Below are 26,723 nucleotides of genomic sequence, written 5' to 3'. Positions count from 1 at the left end.
GATTATTTCCTATTTTCCTTCCACAATTCTCTGGCTGCACACCTGCGCCACTAAAAAGTATCCTCCGTAAATAGACAGAACCAGCGCTGCAGCAATACACACCCCCGGAAGAATACTTCCCGAATCATAAATAGAAAGCATTTCATTGCATACCTGAATCCCAAAAATCGAATGAATCCCCGCTATCAGAAGAGGAAACAGAAAGAAAATTCCGTTTTGTTTCCACAAAGCCTTCCGGATATTCCGGTTACTGCACCCCAGCCTTTGGAGAATTACATATTTGTCCCGGCTGTCCGCTGCGTCGGAAAGCATTTTCAATGCCAGAATCGCCGCCCCTGAAATCAGAAAACTGATGCCCAGATACAGCCCCAGAAAAATATACATAGCACTGCTGCCAATGGTATCGTCATAAATATTAGACTGTGTGGAAATATAAACAGGCGCATGGGTACTATCCGCGGAATTTAACTGCTCATGTAAATGCAAATCTACTTCCTTGCGAAAGGCCTTGCTATCCTTCTTATACGCTGCCGCAAAATAATTCTTATATCTTTCCGTGTCCTTTAATTCCACACTGTCCGGCACCAAAATGAAAACCTCATAGGTTCGGTCATAGTTCATCATCAGAAAACCTTCCTGAACCGTGTCATATTTTGCGTGATAAGTTTTCCCTCTGATATCTATGGTCTGATTTCTCTTTAATCCCATGTTGTACGTATTTTCCATGTCCTTTGGCGTATTTGCTACAATCATGTACTCATCTTCCTGTAGTTCAAAAGACGAGAGATGATACAGAGCCGCCATTTTGTTGTAATCACTGACTTTTACAAACACGGCCTTCTCTTCCCCAAACTGTTTGGCATAATAGCTGCCATAACCGTCCTTTATTTCGTCATAATAGGTTCCCAGAACGGTTTTACGGGTCACATCTGCACACTGATAAGTAAAGATACTCTCCTGCTCTGCCAGATTCTCTGTCAAATCTGTTTTCTCTCTTACCAATTCTTCCACGGTCACCGAGTCCGTCATTTCCTTTGACATGGAAATCGAAACAGGCGCCAGAATTCTTGCCTCTTTCTCCTTGTAATCCTTCCTGGTAAAGACTGCGGACAGTGTACAAATGGTAAGAAAAATCAGCAGACAGATAACCGTTCCCGAAACCACCGTAGAATTTATCTTATTGGAAATTTCCCCCACGGTAAAAGAATTCAGCCCCTTCCGGTAAATGCCCGGCAGTTTTCCCATAATTGCCGCCAGAAATCCGGCTGCCGACCAGAACACCAGAAAGGTTCCCACACAGCCCAGCAGAATCTGAAACAGCACATCTGCTTCTGTTGCCAGACTTTCCTGATTTGCCGTCACATTGTAATAAGCCCGGCCCAGAATTCCCCATGCCAGAATAAAAATCAAAACGCAAAGCAGCGGATGTTTCAGAAGATTCTTCTCTTTCTTTCTCTTTGCCAAAAGAAAATCCACGAGTCTGGCCCGGCTTACCGCAAAAGTATTCAAGAACATGACCACAAGGTAAATCACCAGAAAATATAGGATGGTTTTTCCCACCGCCTTTGCGGATATCACGAAGCGAAAAGCCGATACGTCTGCCTCAAAGAGGTTGGACACCAAAAGAGACATAAACTGGGACAGTCCAATTCCTATGATAAGCCCTGCCGCCAGAGAAATCATCCCCATAAACACGGTTTCCAGCCAGAGAATCCCTGCCACCTGCCGCTTCTTCATGCCAAGAATCAGATAAATTCCAAACTCCTTTTTCCGCCGTTTCAGCATAAAGCTGCTGGCATATACAATCAGGTATCCCAAAATAAAAGAAATCACCAGGCTGACCCCTTCCAAAATGGAGTTCATGATTTGCAGAATGTTTTCTTTCGTCCGGCTTACCTCCAGCATAGCGCTTTGGGTTTCAATGGCATTAAAAATATAAAACACCGCAACGCCCAGAATCAGCGTAAAAAAATAGATAGAATAATCCCGGATACTTTTCCTGAAATTTTTCAATGACAGATTAAACAACATGGTTCAAATCACCTCCCAAAAGGGAAATCACATGCATAATTCTGTCGAAAAACTCTTTTCGGCCCTCTTGGCCTCTCCGCAGCTCGTGAAAAAGTTTTCCGTCCTTCATAAACAGTACCCGCCTGGTATAGCTGGCAGAAAAAGCGTCGTGGGTCACCATGAAAATGGTGGCGTCCAGGTCTGTATTCATGTATTGCAGACTGCCCAGAAGCATGCCCGCATTCTGGGAATCCAGAGCCCCTGTCGGTTCATCTGCCAGAATCAGCGACGGTTCCGTTACCATAGCTCTGGCACAGGCGCAGCGCTGCTTCTGCCCTCCGGACATTTCGTAGGGATACCTTTGCAAAACATCGGTAATGTTTAATTGTTCCCCCATTTCCATAACTTTTTTCCGAATGACGTCCGGCTTCTGATTCTGTATCTGCAGAGCCAATGCGATATTGTCAAAGGCATTCAATGTATCCAGAAGCTGAAAATCCTGAAACACAAAGCCAAGCTGCCTGCAGCGAAATTTCGTCAGACTGTGCCCTTTTAATTTCGTGACCTCCTGCCCATTCACAAAGATGTGTCCTCCTGTCACCCGGTCAATGGTGGAAATACAGTTCAAAAGCGTAGTTTTTCCGGAACCGCTGGCTCCCATCACTGCCGTGAATTCCCCTTTCTCCACGGTGAAACTGATGTCATTTACCGCTTTCGTCAAACTGGATTTGTTACCGTAATATTTGATAAGATTCTGTACTTCTAATAAAGGTTTCATACTCCATTCCTTTCTCTTGCTTTTCATATCCCTATTATAGAAAGAGCGAGAACGGAAATCCATGGTTTTAGATTACAGAACCTTACATCTTCGTAAGGTTACGAAAGCTCTATAAAAGCATTTTGCTGAAATATGATGATGATTTCTGTGTATTCCCTCTCCCGGGACGCAATTTCTATCCGGTGTCCCAGCCTTTCGCACAAGGTTTTGCAAAGATACAGCCCCATTCCGGTAGACGCCTGCCCTTTTCTTCCGTTTTCCCCTGTAAAGGACTTTTCAAACACCCGGGGCAAATCCTGCTTGGGAATCCCCATTCCATTGTCCCGGATATGCAGCTTTACACAGTGCTTCTGAATCTCACTCCAAAGCTGTATACACGGTTCTTCGTCTTTCTTATACTTCACCGCATTGCTCAGAATCTGTCCCAGCATAAAGTTCAGCCATTTTCCGTCTGTGCACACCATGACAGCCTCTGTGTCCTGCCGGATTCTCATATGATGGAATATCAGACTGTCCTTATTGTCTGCGATAGCTCTGTCTGTCCGTTCTTTTAACGAATACTTTTGTATGAGATAATCTTTTTCCGGCACCTCGCTGCGTAGATAATACAGCACTTGTTCCACGTCACTTTCAATACGGCTTACCTGTTCCTTCAAGGCTCTGGAAACCTCACTTCTGTGTTCATGAAGCATTAGGCGGATACTGGCAATGGGCAGTTTCACCTCATGTACCCAGGTTTCCACATACCGTTTAAATTCATTATTCCTGCGTATCTGCCCGAAAATCTCATCATTCATGGATTTTTCCATTTCCTGCATGACCTGACAGAAAATCTTTCCTTCCAAAAACTCCGGCTCCTCCAGCATTTCCATCAGAAGATACTTCTCCTTCAGCGTCTCCATCTGGCCTTCCATATGCGCGTAAAACTGCCGCTTCCTTCCATAATCATAAAACAGCACTCCAAACAAAGCCAAAAGTTCCACAAACAGAAAAAACATCTGCAGAGCAAAGGCTGCATGAAACAAAAGCAGCACCCCTTCCAGTACCGCTATGGCTGTAAGCTGTATCAGCAGAAAAATCCCATGGTCCTTCACATAATTTTTCAGATTCATACCAATATATACCCCTGTCTTCTCCGCGTCTCAATCATACCGGAAATGCCCGCCTCTTCCATGCGCCTTCTCAGACGGTTGATATTCACGGTCAGTGTATTATCATCTACGAAATCATTGCAGTCCCAGAGATAATCCATCAGTTCGTCTCTGGACACAATTTTTCCCCGGTGCTTCATCAGGTAATGAAGAATTGACATTTCATTTTTGGAAAGCACCACCTCTTTTTCCCCATATTCCACAGTACTGCGCAGCAAATTCAGCCGGACCCCCTGATACTCTGTCTCCTCTTCACTGCTTTTGGGCTGTATCCGCCGGAAAATGGCTTCGATTTTCAAAAGTAAGAGCGCCGGATTATACGGTTTTGTCATGTAATCGTCCGCCCCGTAACTCATAGCCAGAATTTCGTCCGTTTCCCCTGTTTTGCTGGTAAGCATCAGCACCGGGATATCCGAAGTTTTCCGTAGATTCCGCAGAATCTCCTGTCCATTGCTTCCCGGCAGAATAATGTCCAGCAGCAGCAAATCTGCTTCCGCCTTGCGCACCTCTTCTTCCGCATGTGCAAAATCCTCCACACAGCATACCTCATATCCGTTTTCCTTTAAAATCCCTGCCAGGGACTGCCGAAGCACTCTGTCATCTTCAATTACTGCTATTTTTTTCATCCCTATTCCAACTTTCTCTTTTCTTGTCTGTCCTGCCTCTATTATAGCAGGTTCTGGATTAAAAAAGGCAGAAAAAAACAGGAATACTCCATGAACTTCCGGCCAATGGCCGTATCTGTTCCTGAAGTATCCCTATCGGATTAAATAAACTGGTTTCTGCCTCTGTCGTATTCGTAGTCAATTCCCGCCAATTTCGCTGTTATTTCCTCTGCACTCAACTCTTTGTCCTCACAAAGTGCTGCAAAGGAAGGATAAAAATCACGAAGCTGTGTGTTTACATAACTCAAAAGCATTACCGGATCTTTTGGTATCATGGCTGCCTCCTGTTTATGAGGGCTGCACCTTCTCTGCATGAGCCGTCAGCTCCCCGTTTTCCACATCCAGGATAATCCTGCTGTCCGTGCTGATGTCCCCGGAAAGAATCAGTTTCGCAGTCAGTGTTTCCACATATTTCTGCACATATCTTTTCAGTGGACGGGCGCCGTATACAGGGTCATATCCGCCCTCAATAATATAATCTTTTGCAGCTTTTGTCAATTCTATGGATAATTCCTGGTCTTTTAACCTTCTGTTCAAATCTGCCATAAGCAAATCTACAATGCCGCCGATATTTCCTTTGGTCAGAGGCTTAAACATAATAATTTCGTCCAGACGGTTTAAAAATTCGGGACGGAAATGGGCTCTCAAATCCTTCTCCACAGCCTCCTTTGCTTCCTGCTTAATCTCACCGTTTTCCTCGATTCCCTCTAAAAGATACGGCGAACCGATGTTAGAAGTCATAATGAGAATGGTGTTCTTAAAGTCCACGGTTCTGCCCTGGGAGTCTGTGATTCGTCCGTCATCCAGCACCTGCAGAAGTACGTTAAAGACATCCGGATGAGCCTTCTCGATTTCATCAAAAAGCACGACGGAATACGGTTTTCTTCTGACAGCCTCTGTCAGCTGGCCGCCTTCCTCATATCCCACATATCCCGGAGGCGCCCCGATAAGTCTGGATACGGAATATTTCTCCATATACTCACTCATATCAATGCGAACCATATTCTGCTCATCATCAAAAAGCGTTGCTGCCAAAGTTTTTGCCAGTTCCGTCTTACCTACACCCGTAGGTCCCAGAAACAGGAAGGAACCAATGGGCTTTGTGGGGTCTTTGATACCCGCCTTGGAGCGGATAATGGCGTCTGTCACCCTGGTGACACCCTCATCCTGTCCGATGACTCTCTTGTGCAGTTCATCTTCCAGGTGCAGAATCTTACTTCTCTCACCCTCCGTGAGTTTTGCCACCGGAATTCCTGTCCAGCGGGAAATAATTCTGGCAATCTCCTCATCCGTAACACTTTCGTGCACCAGAGATAAATCCTGATTTTTCACCCGCTCTTCCTCTGCTGCCAGCTGATTCTGCAATTTGGGAAGTTCACCGTACTGCAGCCTTGCCGCTTCGTCCAGGTCATAATTTCTCTGAGCTTTCTGAATCTGGTTATTCATGTCCTCTATCTGCTCTCTTAATTTCTGCAGACGCTCCACCGTGGATTTTTCATTGTCCCACTGGGCTTTCTGAGTATTAAAAGCGTCCCGCAGTTCTGCCATTTCTTTTTGTAAATCTACCAGACGATCCTGGCTCAGCCGGTCATTTTCCTTTTTCAGAGCCGCTTCTTCGATTTCCATCTGCATAATCTTCCGGCGCATTTCGTCCAGTTCCGTAGGCATGGAATCCAATTCGGTCTTAATCAGGGCGCAGGCCTCGTCCACCAGGTCAATGGCCTTATCCGGCAGGAAACGGTCGCTGATATAACGGTCGGAAAGAGTTGCCGCAGCCACCAGGGCGCTGTCCGTAATCTTTACTCCGTGGAATACTTCATACCGTTCTTTCAGTCCACGAAGAATCGAAATCGTGTCTTCCACTGTAGGTTCATCCACCATAACCGGCTGGAAACGACGTTCCAGTGCCGCGTCTTTTTCAATGTATTTGCGGTATTCATCCAGGGTTGTAGCGCCGATACAGTGCAGCTCGCCTCTGGCCAGCATCGGTTTCAGCATATTTCCCGCATCCATGGCGCCGTCTGTCTTTCCGGCTCCTACGATCAGGTGCAGCTCATCAATAAAGAGGATAATCTGCCCTTCGCTCTTTCTGACTTCTTCCAGAACGGCTTTCAGACGTTCCTCAAACTCACCTCTGTATTTGGCGCCTGCCACCAGAGCGCCCATATCCAGAGCGAAAATTTTCTTATCCTTTAAGCCGTCCGGCACATCTTCCTGCACAATACGCTGGGCAAGCCCTTCCACAGCCGCTGTTTTACCCACACCGGGTTCACCGATAAGCACCGGATTATTTTTCGTCTTTCTGGACAGAATCCGAATCACATTCCGGATTTCACTGTCCCTGCCGATAACCGGGTCCAGTTTCTGCTCTCTGGCTTTTTCCACCAAATCCTGTCCGTATTTATTCAAAGTATCGTAAGTGACCTCCGGATTGTCTGTGGTGACTCTCTGGTTTCCTCTCACGGTACTTAAAGCCTGCAGGAAACGTTCCTTTGTAATACCATACTCCTGCCAGATTTTTTTCATAGACGGGCTGGGGTGATTCAAAAGCGCCAGAAGCAAATGCTCTACGGAAACGTATTCGTCTCCCATATTAGATGCCTCGTCCTCCGCACTCACAAGAGCCTTATTCAGGTACTGACCGATGTAAGGCTGACCCCCTGAAACCTTCGTTCTGGCATTTAAGGCCTGCTCCACACGGTCCAGAAAATGCTCTTTCTGAATCTCCATTTTCTCAATGAGTTTTAAAATCAGGCTGTCCTCCTGATGTAAAAGGTTATATAACAAATGTTCCTGCTCCACTTCCTGGTTGCCGAATTCATAAGCAGTCTTCTCTAAGTTCTGAACAGCCTGAAGTGATTTCTGTGTAAATTTTGTAATGTTCATAAAATCCCTCCGTTTTGGTTATCCTATCTTCGGAAGAAACTCCGAATGTTGTTTACTTGTTCTATTTATATTATAACAATATCACATTCTGTTAGCCAGGTCAAGGGTCGAGTGCTAATTTTTTTGAAGTTTTTCAACCTTGTCATTCTATTCCTGCGATACTCTTTGACTTTTCATCATAGACTTCTTCACACCTTTTCCACTGATTTCTCTGCGCCTTATTGCAGCAGTATTTCCGTCTCCCTGCAAACAGCATTTCAAAAAAACCGACAGAATCACACAGATTCCATCGGCTCCTCTTTTTCCTTTATTCTCATTTTGTCCTGATACATCTGTTCGTCCGCCCGTTTCTGTGTATCCCTGATGTCCTTATCCAGCTTAGGGTCAAACTGCGCATATCCCACAGCAAGGGCTACCGGCACTTTCAGCTTATCTGCGTATTTTCGGAACCTGTCCTTTATGCTTTCAAGAAGCGCTTCCGGCTCAGGCTGGTTCTCCATCAGCAGGACAAATTCATCACCGCCGTAGCGGTACGCTGTAATCCGGGCTGACTCCACACTTTGTAAAATCTTTGCCGCATTGATAATGCAGCTGTCTCCTATATCATGTCCCAGACAGTCATTGGCCAGCTTCAGGTTATTGACATCAATGACCACCACAGTCATACCTTCCATCCGCTTCCGGGCATTCAGATTCTCTCTGTCTGTTTCATAGGAATTTCTATTCTTCAGCTTTGTCATAAAATCCGTATTCGCCATATCCCTGTATAAGGGATTGGAAATTCTCCGGAAAATCAGAATGGACGCGGCAATAGCAATCCCACAGAAAGTCACGCACACCGCACTTACCGACTTGGACACTTCCTGAAAAGTCGCTGCCTCTACATCCGCTGCAAGTTCAATTCCAAGAGCCCCGATTACCTTCTCATCCTCATCGTGCAGGGGAAAATAAGCAATAAATATGTCTCCCCAGTCCGTATCCATGATTTTATCCGGCAGTACCATTTCTCCTTTCAGTGCGCTTTCCAGTTTTTCCTGTATTTCCACCTCAATCAGGTCTCCCGGATAACGAAAATCATCTGCTGTTTCGGGCAGACCATCCACTACATACACTAGCTTCCCTGCATCATTTTTCTTCGCCGTATACAGATACCTTAAGTCACCGATATCCCGAACTTCTTCCATCTGATTCTTGAGTTTTTGATAGCTTTCCTTATTCATATCTTCTTTGCTGTTAATATCTGAAAACGTCTCCGGCGTCAGTTGGTGCTCAATATATTCCTGTATGTTTTTCACACGTCCGGTCAGACTTTTTAGTACGGAACGATAATAAATCTGAGTGGTCACGAAATATATAGATAAACTGGATAAAATCAATATCGTACTCAGCAGCATTGCTACCTGCCGGTCTACTCGTGAAAAATACCTCTTTCTCATTTGTATACTCCCTTATTGTATATATCCTTGCCCATTTTAACACAAAAAGAAAAAACAAGGAATCCTTATCCTATCCTTTTTTCCTTTACCGCGGCTTTTTTATTTATTATGACTTACTTCTGTCTTTCTTTTCCGGTATCTGCATGTACAATTTACCGAAAAATGGAACTGCCCCTGCAGTCCCATTTTCCCGTCTATTCTTTTTCTGTTTTATATTCTTGCAACTTTGGTGTCTCTGGCAGCTTTGGCTACTGCTTTCGCCACTGCCGGGCCTACTCTTTTGTCAAAAGCTTTGGGAATAATATAATCCGGGGTCAGTTCCTCTTCTGTAATCAGTCCTGCCAGAGCATCTGCTGCCGCAATCTTCATTTCATCATTAATATCTTTTGCCCTCACATCAAACGCTCCGCGAAAGATTCCCGGGAATGCCAGAACATTGTTAATCTGGTTCGGGAAATCGCTTCTGCCTGTTGCTACCACTTTCGCTCCTGCTGCTTTGGCCTCTTCCGGATAAATCTCCGGAACCGGGTTGGCGCAGGCAAAAATAACTGCATCCTTTGCCATGCTCTCTACCATTTCCTTTGTCACTACTCCGGGTGCAGATACACCGATAAAGACATCCGCACCCTTCATCTGCTCTGCAAGGCTTCCTGGCTTTTTCTCCAGATTGGTGATTTTACTCATCGCTTCTTTTACTGCATTCATGCCCTCTTTTCTGCCTTCGTAAATCGCTCCGTTTCTGTCACAGAGGGTAACCTTTTTATATCCTGCTTTCAAAAGCAGTCTGGCAATGGAAATTGCTGCCGCACCGGCGCCGTTCATAACAATGGAAACGTCCTCTTTCTTCTTGCCAGTCAGCTTCATAGCATTATTTAAGCCTGCCAAAGTAATCACTGCCGTGCCATGCTGGTCATCATGAAAAATAGGAATATCACATTTCTCTTTCAGTTTTTTCTCGATTTCAAAACATCTGGGAGCCGCAATATCTTCCAGATTGACACCGCCGAAAGAACCGGAAATCAGGTAAATCGTATTTACAATCTCATCGACATCCTGTGATTTAATGCAGAGAGGAAATGCGTCTACATCTCCGAAAGCTTTGAACAACACACATTTTCCCTCCATAACCGGCATTCCGGCTTCAGGGCCAATGTCTCCCAGTCCCAAAACGGCAGAACCGTCTGTAACCACCAGGCACATATTCCATCTTCTGGTAAGTTCATAAGATTTCTCTACATCCTTCTGGATTTCCAGACAAGGCTGTGCCACACCCGGCGTATAAGCCAAAGACAGGTCATCCTTGGTTTCTACCGGCACATTTGCCACAACCTGAATTTTTCCTTTCCACTCTTTATGTAATCTCAATGATTCTTTTGCATAATCCATGATACGTCCTCCTAATCCCTACTTTTTCCGTCTATGGGTTTGATTAATAATTTCCTGTGAAAAACGTTCCGTCTCCGGGCAGTTCATAGTCCTTAAAATAAGAATGGAAATCCAGCTTCAGATAAGCACAGAGATTTGCCAGTTCCGCCATAGTATTGTCATTTACAGGAATTCCGTTCTCCCTTCTGTCCTTTTCTGCAAAAATTTCCTTTTCTCCGTGGGTGTAGATTTGGCTCTCGCCTTCTGCTTTCGGACTTTCCCGTAAAGCTTCCAGATATTCGGATAAGTGTGCCTTAATTTCCTCCGGGTTTCCGAAAATCTCTGGATTTATTGCTGCAAATCCATGACAGATACCTGTTTTATCCGGGAAAGTACAGCATTTTTCTGAGGTAACCCCCATAGAAAAAATAGAACTGAATAATTCGCACAGCATACCGTATCCATATCCTTTATGACTGCCGCTCACTTCCTTATTTCCTCCCAGAGGCATAATACCGCCGCCGCGTTTGGAAACAATATTTTCCAGTACCGTGGGCGCCTGTGTGCTTTCGTGTCCGTTTGCATCCAAGGCCCATCCTTGCGGAAGAGGTTTGTTCATCTTATTGTACATTTCCAGCTTTCCTCGGGTTACCACCGTGGTAGAACAGTCAAAGAGGAAAGGATAGGGGTCTGCCGGCATAGCTACCGCAATGGGATTGGAGCCCAGCATGGCTTTTTTCCCGAAAGTAGGCACCATAATCGCTTCGGAATTGGTGCAGGCCATTCCCAACAGTCCCTGGTCGCTGGCCATCTTTGCGTAGTAGCCGGCAATTCCAAAGTGGTTGGATTCTCTTACTGTCACAATACCGATTCCCGTTGTCTTCGCTTTTTCAATCGCCTTATTCATGGCAAAAATAGAAATCAGCTGTCCCATACCGTTGTGTCCGTCAACCACTGCAGAAACAGGTGTTTCAAACACTACCTCCGGTTTTTCCTTTGGGTGAATCGTACCTTTTTCAATTCCTTTGTGATACCGCACCATACGCTGCATACCGTGACTTTCTATTCCGAACAAATCCGCAGTCAGCAGTACATCTTCGATTTCTTTGCTTTCCTTTTCACTAAATCCAAAAGCTCTGAACACATCATAACAAAAATGTTCCAGAACCGGATAACTCCATTTTACATATCCCATAACGTGGCCTCCTGGTATTCCATTATCTTTATTGGTATTACCAATCTTTAAACGAATTATACCACCACAAAATACAAAATGCAATGGAAAAAAGAGAAATAATGCCTGTAAACTACCTGGATATAAAAAAAGCCGCCGCATTTTTTTATGCAACAGCTTTTAAGCTCCGTTTCAGACCTGTGTATTCTCTTTTTTCCGGTCTATTTCCAATATATAATTTTCTATGGTTTTCATATGCTCCTTCATGCAGATTTCAGCATCTTCCTCCCGGTGCTCCACAATTGCGTTCACCAGTTTCCGGTGCTGTTCATCCATCTGTGAAACGGAATGTTGTTTCTGCATCATATAGCTTCGGATTCCTGTAATGATGTTTTCCGTCAACTGGGCGGAGGCGCTCATTACGGAAAACAGCATGGGACTTTGCGCCATTTTTCCGATTTTGATATGCAAATCCCGGTCTAAGTCTCCTCTGACTCTTTCTTCCTCTGCCGCGTCCAGTCTGGCCAGAATCAGCTGGAGTTCTGCGGCGTCCACCGGTGTACAGTTTCTGGCAGCCAGACGGGCAGCCTCTACTTCTAGAGCGCTGCGAAGCTGCTGATTATGGTAAACGCTGCTGTTGTTTAACCGCAGCAATATGGACAGCGGCTCGATGAGACTGTTTTCCAGGTTTTCGGATACATAACTTGCCCCTCCCCACACCGTCTTGATAATCCCCAGCAGAGCCAGGGTTCTTAACACTTCCCGCACCACAGGACGGGAAACCCCTAAGGCCTCTGCCATATTCCGTTCTGCCGGAAGCGCATCTCCCTTTTTCAGAGTTCCCTCTTTGATATTTTCAATAATCTGGTCTAAAATTTCCTCAAAAGGATTTTCCTTCTCAATTTTTCTAAACATAGCTTCCTGCCTTTCTCTTTCTATAGACAGTATATAACAAGCACTGCCTGTCAGCAAGAACCCATTTTCAGAGAAAATCCCAACTTTTATTTCTTTTCCCGCACTTCTGCGGCTTCTGCGTGTCCCATGAGACCTTCGCCCTTTGCCAGTCTTGCCACCAGCGGCGCCAGTTCTTTCATGGCTTCTTTTGTCATACTCTGGTATGTGCAGGTTTTTAAAAAGGTGCCGACCCATACGCCGCCTGTATAACGGGCTGCCCGGAGAGTGGGAAGCGTGTGGTTGGTTCCGGAAGCATAGTCTCCAAACACCTCTGCCGTATTTTCACCAATAAAGAGAGAACCATAGTTGTAAAGCTTTTCCGCCATTTCTTCGGCGTTTTTCATATTGACTTCCAGGTGCTCCGGCGCATAGGCATTTGCCAGGTCTGCCATCTCTTCTTCACTGTCTGCCAGAATCACTTCTCCGAAAGTATTCCAGGATTTCTCTGCAATTTCTGCGGTAGAGAGCATGCTCAGTTCCTTTTCTACTGCTTTTATCACTTTCTCTGCAAATTCCTCATTTGTGGTTACCAAAATTCCCTTTGCATTAGGGTCATGTTCAGACTGCGCCAACAAGTCTGCGGCCACCACCTCCGGGGTTCCGCTGCCGTCTGCCAGCACCATGACTTCGCTGGGGCCTGCCACAAAATCAATGCCAACCTGACCGTAACACTGGCGTTTCGCTTCTGTCACAAAGCGGTTTCCTGGTCCGACAATCATATCCACGGCCGGAATTTCCTCTGTCCCGTAGGAAAAAGCAGCCACTGCCTGGGCGCCTCCTACGGCATAAATCTCATCCACGCCTGCAATGTCCATGGCAACCAAAGTCTTGGGATTGATAGCATTGGTTCCTTTCATCACCGGAGAACAGGCTGCCACCCGCTTTACCCCTGCGGTTTTTGCAGGAATAATCAGCATTAACGCTGTAGAATACAGGGGATAATTCCCACCGGGCACATAACAGCAGCAGGATTCCACCGGAAGAATCCTGTGTCCTAAGAAAATTCCCGGCATGGGGCTGAAATTTGCCAAAGGCTTTACCGTTTCTCTCTGTGCTTTGGCAAATGCCCGGATATTTCCTGCCGCTTTCTTTAAGTCCTCAATCTCCTGCCCGGTAAGCTGGCTGTATGCCTTCTGTATTTCTTCCCGGCTTACCTGCAGCCTTTCTCTGGTGCAGCCGTCAAACTGCAGATTATAAGCTTTTAAGGCTTCGTCTTTTTTGCATCTTACTTCCTCTATCATGCGGCTTACCGTTTCTGTAAGATTTTTTCTGTCCTCTTCTGTTCTCTTTACCGCTTCTTTTAAAACTTTCATCTCCACACACTCCCGTTCTGATTTTTCTGTCTTCGGCTTTTCTTTCTGGAAACATTGTAAAACCTTTAGTTTCCCCTGTGTCAACGGTCTTTTTTCGGGATATTTTTCCAAAACCTTGAGTATACTAAAGATTTATGCTACAGTGGTTTTATCAAAACCGGGAGGTCCTTTTCATGCGTATCGGTGAAGTATCCAGACGTTACCACATCTCCGTGGATAACCTTTATTACTATATTAATTACGGGCTTTTAGTCCCCCCTAAGCCCAGGGGCCAGTATGTATTTGATGAAACTGTACTTCAGGATTTGGAATGGATTCTGGAATTAAAAGAACTGAATTTTACCCTTCGGGAAATCCACATGCTGCTTTCCCTCAAGCGTATTTCCGGGCTGGCGGATTCCCAGGATATGGAAGAATTAAAGGCTGTTTACGAGGGCAAGCGGGAATTCTGCCTGCAGGAAATCAGCCGAAAACAGGAAATTATCCGAAGACTTGATGAAAAAATCGCGGCTCTGAAAGAAAACCAGCCCGACCGGATACCGCAGACCGGAGTCCCGGTGTCTACCCTGCCTCTTTTGTGCTGCCCCGTGTGCGGAAGTTCCCTGTCCTTAAAAGACGTGGAAATGAATCCCCGTTTTCTCTATGGAGGCGCCCTTTCCTGCTCCTGCGGCTACCAGGCCCGGATTCAGAATGGAATCCTTATGACGCCCAACAAGAATACCAACCTGCAGGACACCCCGGACGTTACCAGAGAACTTTACAAAGATTTGCCTCCGGAGCTTATCACCATGTTTGAGCGTTCTTACCAGCAGATGTTGAAGCAAATGGAAGAAACCAGTCTCCGGGGAAAGGTGGTTGCAGAAACCTATATCAACGCCTGGTTTTTTATGCATAATCACCTTTCCGCCCTGCCAAAGGACAGCCTGTATCTCGTCATTGACAAATACCCGGAAACCCTGCTGATGTACAAACATCTCATTGAAAAACAACGCCCGGATCTGGATATTTTATATCTGGCAGACAGCAGCACACGATTCCCTCTAAAATCAGAATGTATAGACGTGCATCTGGATTTCTTTGCTGCAAATGAGCACAATTTTTATCATGACACCTTTTTGTATGAACGGCTTCTGCCTTATCTGAAAAAAGATGCAGACCTTATCGGCACTTACTTTTACTTTGAGCATGCTCAAAAGTCCATGAAGCTGCTTTTAAGCCAGTACCCTGAATCCTCGGAGAAAAATTTCAATCTGCATTACTTCCGGGAAGAATTAAAAAACAATGGATTTGAACTGCTGTATCAGGAAGACTGCGGCTGTATTACTGATTCGGGCAATAACCTGGGATTTGGGTTTCATGTAAAGGGTGAAAAAATGCACCTTCTTCCGTATCATGGAAAAAGGTGCCGGTAAGAGGCGCAGTCACAGCGAGGCCGTCTGTATTTCCTGATAAATTTCCAGCATGGCCTCCTGATAAGCCGCCCGTTTTCGTTTCTGTATCCCTTCTTTAATGCCCTGCAGTTCCTGCATATAAATATGCTCCAGCTTTTTTATCCGGCTCTCACTCAGTCTTACAGAAGACAGATACTGCTCATACCACTGCGCCTCATACTTCCAGAAATGCAGCGCCTCTCCATATCGCTCTTTCAGCCTCTGGGCAATCAAAAGCCCTTCCGGGTCAAAATCTCCTGCATACCAAAACCTGTGGTTTTCTTTCAGAAAATCCAGCAAAAGCAAAGTCGCAAGCCTGGGCTGTCCGCTGACGCAGACTGCTGCACAAGCTGGGTTCCGGCTTGTCAGAACGGAAAACACGGCCGGATTTTCTACTACATAAATTTCTTTTTGCTGTGCCCTGATTTCGCCGATTTCCCCAAGGGTGCGCAGAGTCAGACGCACAGGTTCCTGTTCTCTCAAAAATCCTTCGATTCCTTCATGCATACTCCCGTCTTGTTTCCATGCATGAAGACCATAAGCCAGTGTTTCATTGGACAAGTCATCTTTTAGAATCCCTGCCTGATACAGCAGATGATTCCTCTCTTCTGCCGGGGAGATTCCTTTCTCATAACTGCCTGGAAACTGATGTTTCAGGAATAAAATTAAGAGTTTTTCTGCTGTTTCTCCGGTATCAAAGTAATGAGGATTTCCCGTTGTCTGAGCTGCAAATACTGCCAGAAGCTGCCTCTTTTTTATGTGGTTAAGCTGCTTTGAGGCCCTCATAACACTCTCCAGAATTTCCTCCAGTTTCGCAGGATTTTCCCGGTACTGCTGCATCAGAAGCTCATACCCGCTCCCGCGATTTTCCAAGACCTCCTTCAGCCATTTTCCTGCCGGATTTTCTTCCTGGCCTTCCAGAATTTCTGCAAAACAGGCGTTCCTTTTTTCCTCTTCTTTCTGCTTTTCTTCTTTCTTCACAGTCAGTTTTTTGCCGAAATAAGCCCGCAGAAGCGTTTCCCCGGAAATCCCGGAAAACCGGCTTTCACCAAGGCGTTTTTCCAGGAGTTCGGCGGAAACTGTCACGGTTTTATTCTCTGTGTAATCCTTTTGCAGAAATCCGCCTAACTGCTGCTTTTCTTCCAAAGTAAGTCCTGACAGAACCACTTTTCCGCCCATATGTCCAAGGCTTGCATACTTTTCTCTGAACTTTTGAAAAAGTTTTTCATAAACCGGACGCTGCCTGAAATAGTCCAGGCATTCTGCCAACTTTTTCGGTTCCATTTCAGCCATATTCTATACCTCTTCTTCTGTCTTATCCGTCACCATCACCTTCTTTTTTCCATTCCAGAGATAACGGATCACGGATACAAATCTGGCATTTTCCGGGCGAATCAGCTGATAAATAGCAAGGGCCGGGACGGTATCATAATCTCCCCACAAAATCTGCGAATTAATCATAAAGTTAAACTCAAACTCTACCATAAGGCGGAACATATCGCGGATATTGGTTTCATCTACACCTGCAAAAGCCTCATCCAAAGAAATCAGTTTGGGTGCATCCGGACGCGCTCCTGCATATTTGGCCACAACTGCAGAAAACAGCGGCACATACATAGCCATGGCCTTTTCTCCTCCACTGAAGGTAAAGAAGACCCGGTCTGTCAGTTCTTTCTTCTTCTCTCCTGTCTTCTGACACTCCAACTGGAATTCGAACCACTTCCGGTAATCCAGAACCTCACGCATGGTTGCATGGAAAGACTGCACAGCTCCCATATCCCCTGCGATTTTCCTTGCTTCCTCAATCTTGGAACGGAAATGCCGGGAGAGCATTTCTATCTCTTCCGTACGCATGATTTCTGCATCCTTCTGCAATAATTCCACCAAAGCCCTGGTGTCTAACTGTTCTTCCTTTTCTGCTCTTTTATTTTTCCAACGCAGGCTCAGCTTCAGTCCGCTGGAGGTCTGCATAGACTCCATGAGTGCATTCATTTTCTCTACCCAGCGCCTGCTTGCCTGGATTTTTGCACGGATTTTCTTGCTGATGGTGTTGGCCAGAATATCTTCAAACAGCTCCCTGTCCCTTTCATTTAAAATCTTCGCCAGGGCTTCTGCATCTTCACAGAGCTTTTCCAGCAGCTCTTTAAATTTTACTGCCGTTCCCCTGTATTTTGCCGAAATATCAATCCGCTTTACACTCATGTCCAGGAAGGAGCTTTCCTCATCCAGTTCTCCGAAAAGAGAGGACAGGGTAATCTGATAATCCAAAAGATATCCCCGGTTCTGGTGATAGGCTTCCTGCAGACTGCCAAAGACATCACTCTGCTTTTTATTTCCAAAACTGCCCGCAAACCGGCTGCATACCGCCTTAGCCAGTGTCCCCATATCTTCCGTTTCCTGAAAAGTCTGCTCCACATATCCCAGACGGTATTCCAGTTCAAAAACACGGCAGTATTTCTCTTTTCTCTCCAGAAGTTCTGCCTTTTTCTTCTCATTTTCCTGTATTTTTTCCTGCAGCACATCTGCATCTTTTTCCAGTCTGTTCTGCCTTCCCACACAGCTTTCTCTCTCACCGGGCAGAAGAACCAGACGCTGCATACAGTAGTCCAGACGATCCTTAATTTCTTCATAATCCGTAAGCGCCAATTGTTTCCGCACAGAGTCCAGAAAACCTTCCAGTTCCCGGACTTTTAAAAGAATCCTGTTCAAATCATATCGGATATCATCTAAGTCCAGCTCGATTCCTTCCCTATATTCCCGCTGACTTTCCACATACCGGATTCCGTTCTGGTACTTGCCGTAAGCCACCTGCAGGTCCGAAATCAGTTCCTTATATCTGTACAGGGATTCCAATACAGCAGCAAAAAGATCCAACCGTGGGGAGAGGTAACATTTCCCGCATAATTCCCTTACTTTGACCCGGATTGCATCTAATTTCTTCCGCTCTTTTTCTGTAAGTGCCTGCTGCTCTCCCACTCGTCTGACTGCAAGTTCCAGGCGGTATTCCCAGTCCGCAAGCTCTTTCGCCGCTGTTTTCAAATCTTCGTCTTTTGGAAATTCTGTCCATTCCTTCTGAAGCTGCTCCAGACGCAGTTGGTTTTTCTCCAGTGCGGCCTTTATCTCTGCCACCTGCTGCTTCGTCTCCCGGCAAAGACTTTCCAGTTCTTCTATCTTTTCCCTTCGATATTGCTCTCTTGCCCCCACGCCAATAAATCTGGCCCGGTATTCCCCGGTAACAGTTCCTTCCAGAACCCCCAGGCGGTAGTTACCCTGTTCGTCAATCCAGGAAGTTCCCTGCTCTGTCTTTCTGCCAAAACCAATAGAAGACAAAATATTGGAAATGCTCTGGTACAGCAAAATATCATGTTCCCCGTTATCCACATCCAGCACATTGTTCAGGTTTTCCTGCACATGAGAAACATCACTGAAGATGTACTTGTCGCATACGCCGCTGTCCAGTGCCAGCACGTTTTCCCTGTATTCTTCTGAAATAATCAGCGCATCCAGTACTCCCATCTGCAGCAGGGCTTCTTCCAGCCTGTCTGCCCGCTCTGGCTCTAAGTTCTGTCCAAACTCTATGGTCTTATAAAACTGCTGGTACGGAATGCCTTTTTCTCTTAAAAGACGGCGGTTTTCCTGTACACACTCCGGCTGCCGGGGCTCCGGGTCTTTCTGATTCTGCCACTCTGTCAGTTCTTCTTCCAATCCCTGAAGTTTTTGGCTTTCTGTTTCCAGATTCTGCTCCAGCAGCAGCCTTTCTCTGGTAAAACTGCTTTCCTTCTCATACAGCCTCGGCTTCGCCAGTTCCCGTATTTCGGAATAATCCTTTCCCTGCTCATACTCCTGAATCTTTCTGGAAATTTCCTGCAAGACTTCCGGCGCAAGAGAAAGCTCCTGATTTTTCCGTTCCCAGAGATACACTTGTTCTGTCAGCTCTGCCTTTGTTTCCTGCAGCAGCCGCTCATACTGCTGGACTTCCCGTTCTGCTGCGTTTCGTTCTTCCTGGCACACATCCAGTTCCTTCAAATACCGGTCGTATTTTTCCTGACAGTTTTTCTCCTCTGTCAGACTTTCTTTTCCCTTTTCTACTTTCTCTGTATAATCCTTCAAAAGCTGCGTATGAGACCCAAAGGAATAATCCGGGATTTTATCTTCCAGCAGTTCTTTTTTCAAAAATGCAAAGTCATCAAATGGGACTTCTTCCATCTCCTCTTCCATTTCTTCCAGACAGTTTTCCATCTCTTCCCAGATTGTTTCGTTGTGTTCCTGCTCTTTTTTTAACCGTTCCTCTGCCTCCAGCAGCTTATCCTTTTTCTCCTGCTCCTGACGTTCCTTGGTCTTTTTCTCTTCTTCCTTTTCCCGGAGCTCTTCTGCCAGCTTCAGTTCCTGCTCCTTTAACTTTGCCGCATCACTTTTCGTAAGAGATTCTTTTTCTTCTTTTAAAACCTCTTCCTCCTGCACAAGTTCCTGATACCTCTGTTTTTCTTCTGTCAGAGCAGCTGTTTTTTGGGTCAGTTCTTCTGTGAATTTTTTCTCCGTAGTCAGGCAGGCTTCATAAGCCTTTCCCACATCTGCAAACAGCAGGGCTTTGTCGTACAGCACAATCTGATTGTACTGGTCATAGACCTTCTCAATCTGCCTGGCCCCACGGATACTCTCGTTTAAGGTATCCAGGTTGGTTTTCAGATTATCCATATTTTCAATGGCCTCAGACATAGGCCGCAAATCATCTTCCGACAAGGTCTGCAGCGAACTGCTCAAAATTTCGTTGATAACCGTAGGTTTAAAATCCTTGGAGAGTTTCGGAGTACGAAGCTGAATCAGCAGTTCCAGAAGTTCCTTATATTCCTCCTGAGTTTCAAATCCAAAGAGCAGACGGTTGACGCAGGCGGTATATTCGCTTTGGGTTTCCATGACCTTTCCACCCTCTCCAATCCTGTTTTTCAACTCTATTTTTGAACAGGTGATTTTGTTTTCCACATCTTTATACAGAAAAATATCCCGCCCCACTCGTCGGTTGTCTGTAATGCAAAAATACCAGGATTCCAGCTTTTTATTCTTTCTTGCACGGATTCCCAGCCCCAAAGTCAGGTATTCTTCACTCTCCAGCCGTTTAAATTCCATGTAAAGATAACCGGTTCTTTCCTCCCGCTCATCCCCTTCTTCCAGAAGATAATTCTCCATCTTCCTTGCACGGGAACCGAAGGGGTCCAGGCGCTCCGGACGCATATTTCCATCCAGTAAAAGAGGAATAAAGCTCTGCATGGTAACCGATTTTCCGGAACCATTGGCGCCTCTTAACAGCATGCGTCCTTCCGAAAAATCAAAGGCTTCCTCATCATAGTACCAGAAATCCACCAGTCCCACTTTGTTTATCTGCCACTTCCCACTATTCATCGTTTCCTCCCTCTTTCCTAAAGTCTTCCGGGTATCTTCCCACAATTTTTCCTGCCACAGGTTTGATGCATACATCCCCATAAGCCTGCTCTATCATCATCAGATTTTCCATATAGTCATAGACTTCCCGGTAAAACTCTGCAAAGGTCATTTCCCGGTACGTCTTATTAAAACCAGCCCCAAACCGCTCCTTGCATTTCTCTATAAGCCGCTGAAAATTCTCTTTTGGAAGGCGGATTTGTTCGTCCAAAGACACCTCAATTTTCCCTTCCCGGATTTCTTCCTGCAAGAGCTGATACAAAAGCAGCACAATATCGGACAACGTATTTTCTTCCGGAAAAGTCCGTCCAAGCCTGCAATTTTCTCCCAAAATCAGAAAAGCACTGCTGCTGTGTACCTGCAGTTCACATTCAAATAACTCCGATAATTCGCCCTGTATCATATTCCGGTAATTCCGCACATAGGCAAAATCTTCTTCTGTATCTGTGTCTTTGTACATGCCCATGGTCATCAGAAGTCTTCGGTAAACTCTTTGTCTGCGGACAATTCCCCGGTCCTCGTTTAAGTCAATCCACTCTTCTTTTTCAAAGTCTTTTGGCGCTGTATATCCCATAATGTCCTGGGTAAAATTCTTCATAAAATACCGGGAAACACCTGTATTTTCATACAAGACTTCACTGGTATCATCCTTTGCAAATCCCTCTTCACTTCCGTCATTTACATCCAGAATACCGCAAGCCACACAGTATTTCATCACCTTTATCATATGGCGGCGGTAGCGGTAAATGGTCCAGTCAATCTGCTCCTTCTCATACTGACTCTGCACATATTCCGTCAGTTCCGAAAGCACAAACTGCTCCTCTGCTTCTTTATCCTCCAGAAACATGAGAACCAGGCAGAAAAATACATACTCAATGGGGTCACGAAAGTCTGAGATTCCCATCCAGTTTTCCGGAACTGCCGGCAGTTTTTCCACCTTAATCATATAGGGATTGATCAGCACCTGATACCCCAGCTTTTCTCTTAAAAACTTCTTTTCCTCTCCGGATGCCAGTGCTTCTTTTACCTGATAATACAATTCCCGCTCCCTGGATTTCAGAATCCATCTGCGGTTCAGCAACACTTCCAGTACCTTCATATTTCCTGTTCCCTTTCTTCAAATACCATGGTATAACAAGGCATTTGAAACTCTCCGTCTGTGCATTTTAATGTACAGTATTCCTTGGTATCGGTCTGTTCAATATAGTAAATCTGACCGTCTTCTGTCTTAGCTCTGTGGTTTTTCTTCTCCAGGGCCTTAGACATCCACAGAAGAAACATATCCCGCACATAAGGCTCAATCACCGGAAGATTTGCAAACTCCAGCCGGCCGTTTTTGATGTAACTTCTTAATAATTTCCGTTCCTTTTCCAGCCTCTGTATCTCAGCCTTACGCATGGCTTCTTTCTCTTCTGAGCGGTCTATAATCCCACTTCTTTTCGCCTTTTCCCGATAGGTGCGAACTCTTGGAGTTACCGTAACTACATGAGGATTCTCTTCATACACACCGCTGTTAATACTATCTGTTTCCCTGGGCATTTCGCCCTTTAAATGCAGCGGTTTTTCCACGCCAAAAACCACTGCTGCCAGACGGTGCGCCTCAAAAAGATCTCTGCATTTGGCAAACATTTGTGCCACCTTTTTATATTCCTCCCGCCGGTTGGAACCCTGATTGCTCATCTCGCTGATGCGGGTTGCATAGCGGGTAATTTTCCGAATAATCTCGTTGGTGGTATCAAACACCTTCCCGGCTTCCGATTCCTGTCCGTCTTTTCCTGCAAACCATTCCACCATACTTTCCCAGCGGCCGCTCATTTTTTCGTAAATCATCTGTTCATCAATTTCCACATCCATACGAGGAATGGAAAGCTCATAAGCAGTGACTTTCTTCAGAATATCCTTCACCGTTTCTTCCTGCACCTTCCGCAGTTCCTGTTCAATAGCCGCCACGTTCACCTGCAGGCTTTTCACAAAGGAACGCAGATATTCCATTAAGCGGTCCTTGAATAAAAGAAACTCCCTGGTTTTCATCATCTCTTCTGCTTTTACACTGTTCAGTTCCCGCATATAATCCTGATAGTTCTGGTTTAACCGAATGAAATCATTGTTCAAATCGTTCCACCAGGCATGCAGTTTTTCATCCTCTTTTACAGACATTTCTTCCAGTTTTCCCAGATTGATCCGAATCCGCTCCAACAGAGTCGGTTCCAGTGAAGAGCCTTCAATAAACAGATTTTCGATTCGTATGACCATACGCTCGATTTCCACGGCTGTCTCCGACAACTGGTACCGGAACTTTTTATTCTTGAACTCTTCAATGGTCGTCACCTTTCTGGTATCCTGAATGGTAACCAGGTTTCCCCAGGAGGCCAGGGCTGTAAGGTCCTGCTGGCACTGTTCCATGGTATAATCCGCAAAATACGGGTCTTCTTTTAATTCTTCAAAAACCTCTTCCTGATAAAGCCAGTATTTCAGTTTTTCATATTTTAAATAAAAAAGCCGGATGATAGGGCGATATCTGTCTGTATTTTCCACATTCAGATATTTCGCCTCCAACATCGGCTTTCTCATCTTTTCCTGAATTTCCATATTTTTTCCCTCTGTACAAATTGTATTTACAGACCTGTCAAACTGCCTGCTGTATGGGTATTTCTTTGTTTATGATAGCATGGAGGGCAGAAAATGTACAGAGATTTTTTCTGATTGGTTTATTTTGAACAGACCTATCTTCTAAACTAAAAGCTCAAATGAATGATCCCTCATCCAGCACCTTCAAAAGCCCTTTCATCTTCCCCGGCGTCATATGCTCTTTATAATGCAGTCCCTCATTGGTAATATGCAGAACCGGATTGGCTCCCTTTGTTTCCAGTATATAATGCTGCTCCAAAAGCCAGTCCACTACTTTCCGGACATTGCTTCGGCCCAGATAAGAAAGATTCCCGTATTCCGGCAATTTTTCCAGCCCGTCCTGAAGAATTCTCTTATCCGAAGAACCGCATAAGCTTCCGATGAGTATGGTTTCACCGTAAAATTTCTTTTCACTGATATGAACCAGACACTGCAGCACAGTTCCTGCAATTTCCAGAATATTGTGGTCCTTATACACAGGATACCCGGACTCGTCCACCTTCTTGTTTTTGGTAATCTCCATAATATCCTGTTCCCAGTTATCTCCTGGTCTCGGTTGGGCAGATGCCATCTTTTCATGAGCCGTCCCTTCCAATTCCGACAGAGGATATTCCATCATTTTATAATATTCCCGCATGGAAATCGTCTTGTTGCACCCCTGACCGTTGACTTTATAATTGGTACAGCCAAGGAAGCACTGGCTCTGATTTTTTGGAGTTTTCACCACCAGATAACCATCCTGGCAATCGGGGCACTTCATAATCGAAAGTTTTTTTCCGCGAAGATTGCTGGTCATAAAACTGCAGATTTCCGGTTCGTTGGTGCAGATATACAGGCGCAGTCCATAGGCAGGCTTATATTTCAGCTGAAGAGGAAATCCACAGATTGGACATTTATATTTGCCGGATATCTCCGGCTTTTCTTCCGACCATTTCCCCCGCAGAAAGACATTTTTATACTCCCGTTTGATTTCCAGTAAAAACTCCGAAGGATTCTGTTCCGGTGCAATGAAGTATACCCGGTTCTTCGTTCTGGTCATAGCTACATAAAAAAGTCTTCTCTCCTCTGCATACTGCATACTCCGGTCTTCTCTGATTACCAGGGACAGTACCGGGTCGTCTTCAATTTTGGCTGGAAATCCATACGTTTCATTACGTCCGTTTATGACAATGACATTGTCATATCCCAGACCTTTTGAAGCATGCGCGGTCATAAAGGTAATATCCAAATCCGGATATTTGACAGATTTCACCTTCGAGCCTCTGCTGATGTACTCGAAAAGTCCCGTCCTGGCCAGCCTGTCCCCATCAAAATTAAATCTTCCCAACAGCAAAATACTGGATTTCTTGTCTTTCTTCTCCTCCTGCTGCTCATACTTCATAATCTGTTCCAGGGCCGTCTGAACCGCATAAGCTACCCCATAGGCTGCCCCGCTTCTGCGGTCTGCCTTAGGGTCCTTTGCCCGGCTGTCATAAGTATAAATAATAACCGGTTCTTCCATATGTTTTGGCGAAATCAAAGACTTTCTGATTTGTGACGTATTTTTCTGAATAAAATTTCCCGCAATATCAATGACTTCCTGAGAATTTCGATACGTCCTTACAATTTTCATCAGCTTTGCATAACCCATTTTCTCCTCAAATTGGGTAAATAAGGTAATGTCTGAACCGCTGAATGCATAGATAGACTGCCAGTCATCTCCCACAGCCATAATTTTGGCATCCGCTACTTCTGAAAAAGCCTGCACCAAATCAAATCTCTGCCTGGAAATATCCTGATATTCATCTACAATCAAATATTTGAAATCCAGTTTCTGCTTCATGTCCTTTACTTCGGTGAGAACCCGCACAGACTCGTTAATCATATCCTCAAAGTCCACGGCATGATTTTCAACCAGAAACTTCTTGTATTCCAAAAAACAGGCATGGGTAATGTCCAGAAATAACTTTGTTCTTACATTTTCCGTTTTCAGAGCCAGTCTGTCGAAATCCCTTTCATCATACCCGTTGGTTTTAAAATTTCTGATAAAGTTCGTCACCAGAAACACAAGACGGCGGATGTATTTATTTTCCTCCGAGTCCACCAGCTTCCTGACAATTTCTTCATTTGGACGCCGCTTTAACGTAAAACCATGCTGCACAAGGCTTTCTTCCAAATGCTGGGAAATACTTCTGCCGTCCCGGAAAGACGAAAAGGTATAAAGAAGTTCTGTGTGATGTTTCCGGTGCAAAAGAACTTTATCGTTAATCGCTTTCTTATACGCTTCCAGTTCTTCTTTGTCATACAGAAAGTTCTTTCCGTCTTCCGTAATGCCAAAGTGTTCAAGATAAGCAATATGCTCCCCCTGTTTTATCATAAAATCCGGCGTATAGGGCTTTTTCGCCATGGAAATATTGTATTTATAAATCGGTTCATAAACGTAATCTATGCTGTTTAAATACAGAAAATTTGCAATCTCTACTTCCTGAATGGAACGCACCGTTTCATTCTGAATGGTAGTTTTCTTTTTGCTCCTTCTGTCAATAATCTCTTCCTTGAAATCGTTCAATTCACTCCGCATAGTCGCATAATTGGCATTGGCCATGTGATGAAAGAAGTGATTGATATCATCCCCTTCGTAAGGAGCATCAAAGTAAGAGGCGAAAAATAGAATCAGACTGTCCACCACACTTGGATCCCTTAGAATTTTCTCTCTGAAATAATTCTGCACACAATAGTAGAGTTTACTTCCATCCACAATGTTGAGCTGCTCGGGATTATTTTTATGCAGAATCGCATTCCCCGTGGAATGAAAAGTCGCGATGGGACAGGGAATCTGCAGATTCTCATTAATTTTATCCCGCAATTCCTTCACCGCTTTGTTGGTAAAGGAAATAATGAGAATCTGGCTGGGGTCGATTCCCTGCTTTTCCACCAGATATTTTACCTTTGCCGCAACCGTCGTTGTTTTTCCCGCCCCGGCTCCGGCCACCACCAGACTGTAATCCTCGTCTGAAAGAACAACCCGCCGTTGGTCATCATCCAGACGAATCACCGGGTCTACATCCTTCAGAATATGATCCAGATATTCTTTCTCTTCTATGAGCCGGGCTGCAAGATATGCCTCGTTTGCTGCTTCCACAAGCTTATCTGCCTGCTCATATTTGTGATACAAGTCTCTGGCCTGGCTGGCATCAAACCCGTTTTTTGCGCAATAATCCTCCAGAATATCGTTTTCGTCCAGAGAATGAAAAAATCTCATAGTTTCCGTATACTGCTGAAGTTCTGCCTGATACTCTTTGCGTGAAATATAGTGGTCTGCATCCACAAGCTGATTCCAATACCCGCTCCACTGCAAAAGTTCCTGGCATTTGCCGGAAACCTCTTTTTTCACATTCGCCTTTGTTTTTTTCCTCGCTCCCCAAAAATAATCCAGTAATCCCATGGGCATATTCCTTCTCGTACTGTGCTTTCCTCTTTTGTGGTTTGATTGTAGCACAAAAAGAACATAGGAACAA

General features: G+C 45.1%; 17 protein-coding genes. 1 reads left to right on the top strand and 16 read right to left on the bottom strand.

Features of this window, described 5'->3' with window-relative positions:
• Positions 1-9: 9 nt before the first annotated feature.
• From WKT17_RS08430 to hisD, 11 genes are all read right to left on the bottom strand, one after another.
• Positions 10-2,031, bottom strand: a complete 2,022-nt coding sequence (locus WKT17_RS08430; RefSeq protein ID WP_294541351.1) for an ABC transporter permease — start codon at positions 2,029-2,031, stop codon at positions 10-12.
• Positions 2,021-2,788, bottom strand: a complete 768-nt coding sequence (locus WKT17_RS08425; RefSeq protein WP_294541348.1) for an ABC transporter ATP-binding protein — start codon at positions 2,786-2,788, stop codon at positions 2,021-2,023. The genes WKT17_RS08430 and WKT17_RS08425 overlap by 11 nt, the downstream gene beginning before the upstream one ends.
• A 98-nt stretch (positions 2,789-2,886) precedes the next feature.
• Complete coding sequence (locus WKT17_RS08420) at positions 2,887-3,900, bottom strand: sensor histidine kinase (RefSeq protein WP_294541345.1); 1,014 nt, start codon at positions 3,898-3,900, stop codon at positions 2,887-2,889.
• Entirely contained in the window at positions 3,897-4,565 is a 669-nt protein-coding gene (locus WKT17_RS08415) for a response regulator transcription factor (RefSeq protein ID WP_173748893.1), read from the bottom strand. Before WKT17_RS08415 ends, WKT17_RS08420 begins: the two co-directional genes overlap by 4 nt.
• Positions 4,566-4,705: 140 nt before the next feature.
• The gene (locus WKT17_RS08410; protein WP_173748892.1) at positions 4,706-4,879 is read right to left on the bottom strand and encodes a DUF4250 domain-containing protein; all 174 of its coding nucleotides are present in this window, start codon (positions 4,877-4,879) and stop codon (positions 4,706-4,708) included.
• Positions 4,880-4,892: 13 nt separating this feature from the next.
• Positions 4,893-7,490, bottom strand: a complete 2,598-nt coding sequence (gene clpB, locus WKT17_RS08405) for an ATP-dependent chaperone ClpB (protein WP_173748891.1) — start codon at positions 7,488-7,490, stop codon at positions 4,893-4,895.
• Between the two features lie 275 nt (positions 7,491-7,765).
• Positions 7,766-8,926 (bottom strand): GGDEF domain-containing protein, encoded by a 1,161-nt coding sequence (locus WKT17_RS08400; protein WP_173748890.1) that lies wholly within the window; start codon positions 8,924-8,926, stop codon positions 7,766-7,768.
• Positions 8,927-9,136: 210 nt separating this feature from the next.
• Positions 9,137-10,312 carry an NAD(P)-dependent malic enzyme gene (locus WKT17_RS08395; RefSeq protein ID WP_173748889.1) on the bottom strand — a complete coding sequence of 392 codons (1,176 nt, stop codon included), beginning with the start codon at positions 10,310-10,312 and terminating at the stop codon, positions 9,137-9,139.
• A gap of 43 nt (positions 10,313-10,355) precedes the next feature.
• Entirely contained in the window at positions 10,356-11,486 is a 1,131-nt protein-coding gene (locus WKT17_RS08390) for an Ldh family oxidoreductase (protein ID WP_173748888.1), read from the bottom strand.
• Between the two features lie 171 nt (positions 11,487-11,657).
• Positions 11,658-12,380 carry a FadR/GntR family transcriptional regulator gene (locus WKT17_RS08385; RefSeq protein ID WP_291681903.1) on the bottom strand — a complete coding sequence of 241 codons (723 nt, stop codon included), beginning with the start codon at positions 12,378-12,380 and terminating at the stop codon, positions 11,658-11,660.
• 86 nt (positions 12,381-12,466) lie between these two features.
• Positions 12,467-13,732: a histidinol dehydrogenase gene (hisD, locus tag WKT17_RS08380; RefSeq protein ID WP_291681904.1), complete on the bottom strand. Its 1,266-nt coding sequence runs from the start codon at positions 13,730-13,732 to the stop codon at positions 12,467-12,469.
• A 173-nt stretch (positions 13,733-13,905) separates the two neighbouring features.
• Here hisD and WKT17_RS08375 point away from each other — a divergent pair, with 173 nt between their 5' ends.
• Positions 13,906-15,144 carry a MerR family transcriptional regulator gene (locus WKT17_RS08375; RefSeq protein ID WP_291681906.1) on the top strand — a complete coding sequence of 413 codons (1,239 nt, stop codon included), beginning with the start codon at positions 13,906-13,908 and terminating at the stop codon, positions 15,142-15,144.
• Between the two features lie 9 nt (positions 15,145-15,153).
• Here WKT17_RS08375 and WKT17_RS08370 read toward each other — a convergent pair whose 3' ends face one another.
• The 5 genes from WKT17_RS08370 to WKT17_RS08350 form a co-directional block, all read right to left on the bottom strand.
• Complete coding sequence (locus tag WKT17_RS08370) at positions 15,154-16,455, bottom strand: TIGR02679 domain-containing protein (protein ID WP_173748884.1); 1,302 nt, start codon at positions 16,453-16,455, stop codon at positions 15,154-15,156.
• Positions 16,456-16,458: 3 nt separating this feature from the next.
• Entirely contained in the window at positions 16,459-20,559 is a 4,101-nt protein-coding gene (locus WKT17_RS08365; RefSeq protein WP_291681910.1) for a TIGR02680 family protein, read from the bottom strand.
• The gene (locus WKT17_RS08360; RefSeq protein ID WP_291681911.1) at positions 20,552-21,697 is read right to left on the bottom strand and encodes a TIGR02678 family protein; all 1,146 of its coding nucleotides are present in this window, start codon (positions 21,695-21,697) and stop codon (positions 20,552-20,554) included. Before WKT17_RS08360 ends, WKT17_RS08365 begins: the two co-directional genes overlap by 8 nt.
• Complete coding sequence (locus WKT17_RS08355) at positions 21,694-23,187, bottom strand: TIGR02677 family protein (RefSeq protein ID WP_291681912.1); 1,494 nt, start codon at positions 23,185-23,187, stop codon at positions 21,694-21,696. Before WKT17_RS08355 ends, WKT17_RS08360 begins: the two co-directional genes overlap by 4 nt.
• Before the next feature lie 154 nt (positions 23,188-23,341).
• Complete coding sequence (locus tag WKT17_RS08350) at positions 23,342-26,650, bottom strand: UvrD-helicase domain-containing protein (protein ID WP_291681913.1); 3,309 nt, start codon at positions 26,648-26,650, stop codon at positions 23,342-23,344.
• Positions 26,651-26,723: the final 73 nt, after the last annotated feature.

This window comes from Blautia sp. HCN-20427, from assembly GCF_037890365.1.
Classification (GTDB): domain Bacteria; phylum Bacillota; class Clostridia; order Lachnospirales; family Lachnospiraceae; genus Blautia.
This window is presented reverse-complemented; position numbering and strand designations above follow the sequence as displayed.

What these genes read in the sequence shown, in the direction of transcription:
- WKT17_RS08375 (WP_291681906.1), top strand. Translation starts at nt 13,906, where the DNA reads ATGCGTATCGGTGAAGTATCCAGACGTTACCACATCTCCGTGGATAAC.
- WKT17_RS08395 (WP_173748889.1), bottom strand. Translation starts at nt 10,312, where the DNA reads ATGGATTATGCAAAAGAATCATTGAGATTACATAAAGAGTGGAAAGGA.
- clpB (WP_173748891.1), bottom strand. Translation starts at nt 7,490, where the DNA reads ATGAACATTACAAAATTTACACAGAAATCACTTCAGGCTGTTCAGAAC.
- WKT17_RS08365 (WP_291681910.1), bottom strand. Translation starts at nt 20,559, where the DNA reads ATGAATAGTGGGAAGTGGCAGATAAACAAAGTGGGACTGGTGGATTTC.
- WKT17_RS08425 (WP_294541348.1), bottom strand. Translation starts at nt 2,788, where the DNA reads ATGAAACCTTTATTAGAAGTACAGAATCTTATCAAATATTACGGTAAC.
- WKT17_RS08410 (WP_173748892.1), bottom strand. Translation starts at nt 4,879, where the DNA reads ATGATACCAAAAGATCCGGTAATGCTTTTGAGTTATGTAAACACACAG.
- WKT17_RS08400 (WP_173748890.1), bottom strand. Translation starts at nt 8,926, where the DNA reads ATGAGAAAGAGGTATTTTTCACGAGTAGACCGGCAGGTAGCAATGCTG.
- WKT17_RS08430 (WP_294541351.1), bottom strand. Translation starts at nt 2,031, where the DNA reads ATGTTGTTTAATCTGTCATTGAAAAATTTCAGGAAAAGTATCCGGGAT.
- WKT17_RS08420 (WP_294541345.1), bottom strand. Translation starts at nt 3,900, where the DNA reads ATGAATCTGAAAAATTATGTGAAGGACCATGGGATTTTTCTGCTGATA.
- WKT17_RS08350 (WP_291681913.1), bottom strand. Translation starts at nt 26,650, where the DNA reads ATGGGATTACTGGATTATTTTTGGGGAGCGAGGAAAAAAACAAAGGCG.
- WKT17_RS08390 (WP_173748888.1), bottom strand. Translation starts at nt 11,486, where the DNA reads ATGGGATATGTAAAATGGAGTTATCCGGTTCTGGAACATTTTTGTTAT.
- WKT17_RS08370 (WP_173748884.1), bottom strand. Translation starts at nt 16,455, where the DNA reads ATGGCTGAAATGGAACCGAAAAAGTTGGCAGAATGCCTGGACTATTTC.
- WKT17_RS08360 (WP_291681911.1), bottom strand. Translation starts at nt 21,697, where the DNA reads ATGAAGGTACTGGAAGTGTTGCTGAACCGCAGATGGATTCTGAAATCC.
- WKT17_RS08355 (WP_291681912.1), bottom strand. Translation starts at nt 23,187, where the DNA reads ATGGAAATTCAGGAAAAGATGAGAAAGCCGATGTTGGAGGCGAAATAT.
- WKT17_RS08415 (WP_173748893.1), bottom strand. Translation starts at nt 4,565, where the DNA reads ATGAAAAAAATAGCAGTAATTGAAGATGACAGAGTGCTTCGGCAGTCC.
- WKT17_RS08385 (WP_291681903.1), bottom strand. Translation starts at nt 12,380, where the DNA reads ATGTTTAGAAAAATTGAGAAGGAAAATCCTTTTGAGGAAATTTTAGAC.
- hisD (WP_291681904.1), bottom strand. Translation starts at nt 13,732, where the DNA reads ATGAAAGTTTTAAAAGAAGCGGTAAAGAGAACAGAAGAGGACAGAAAA.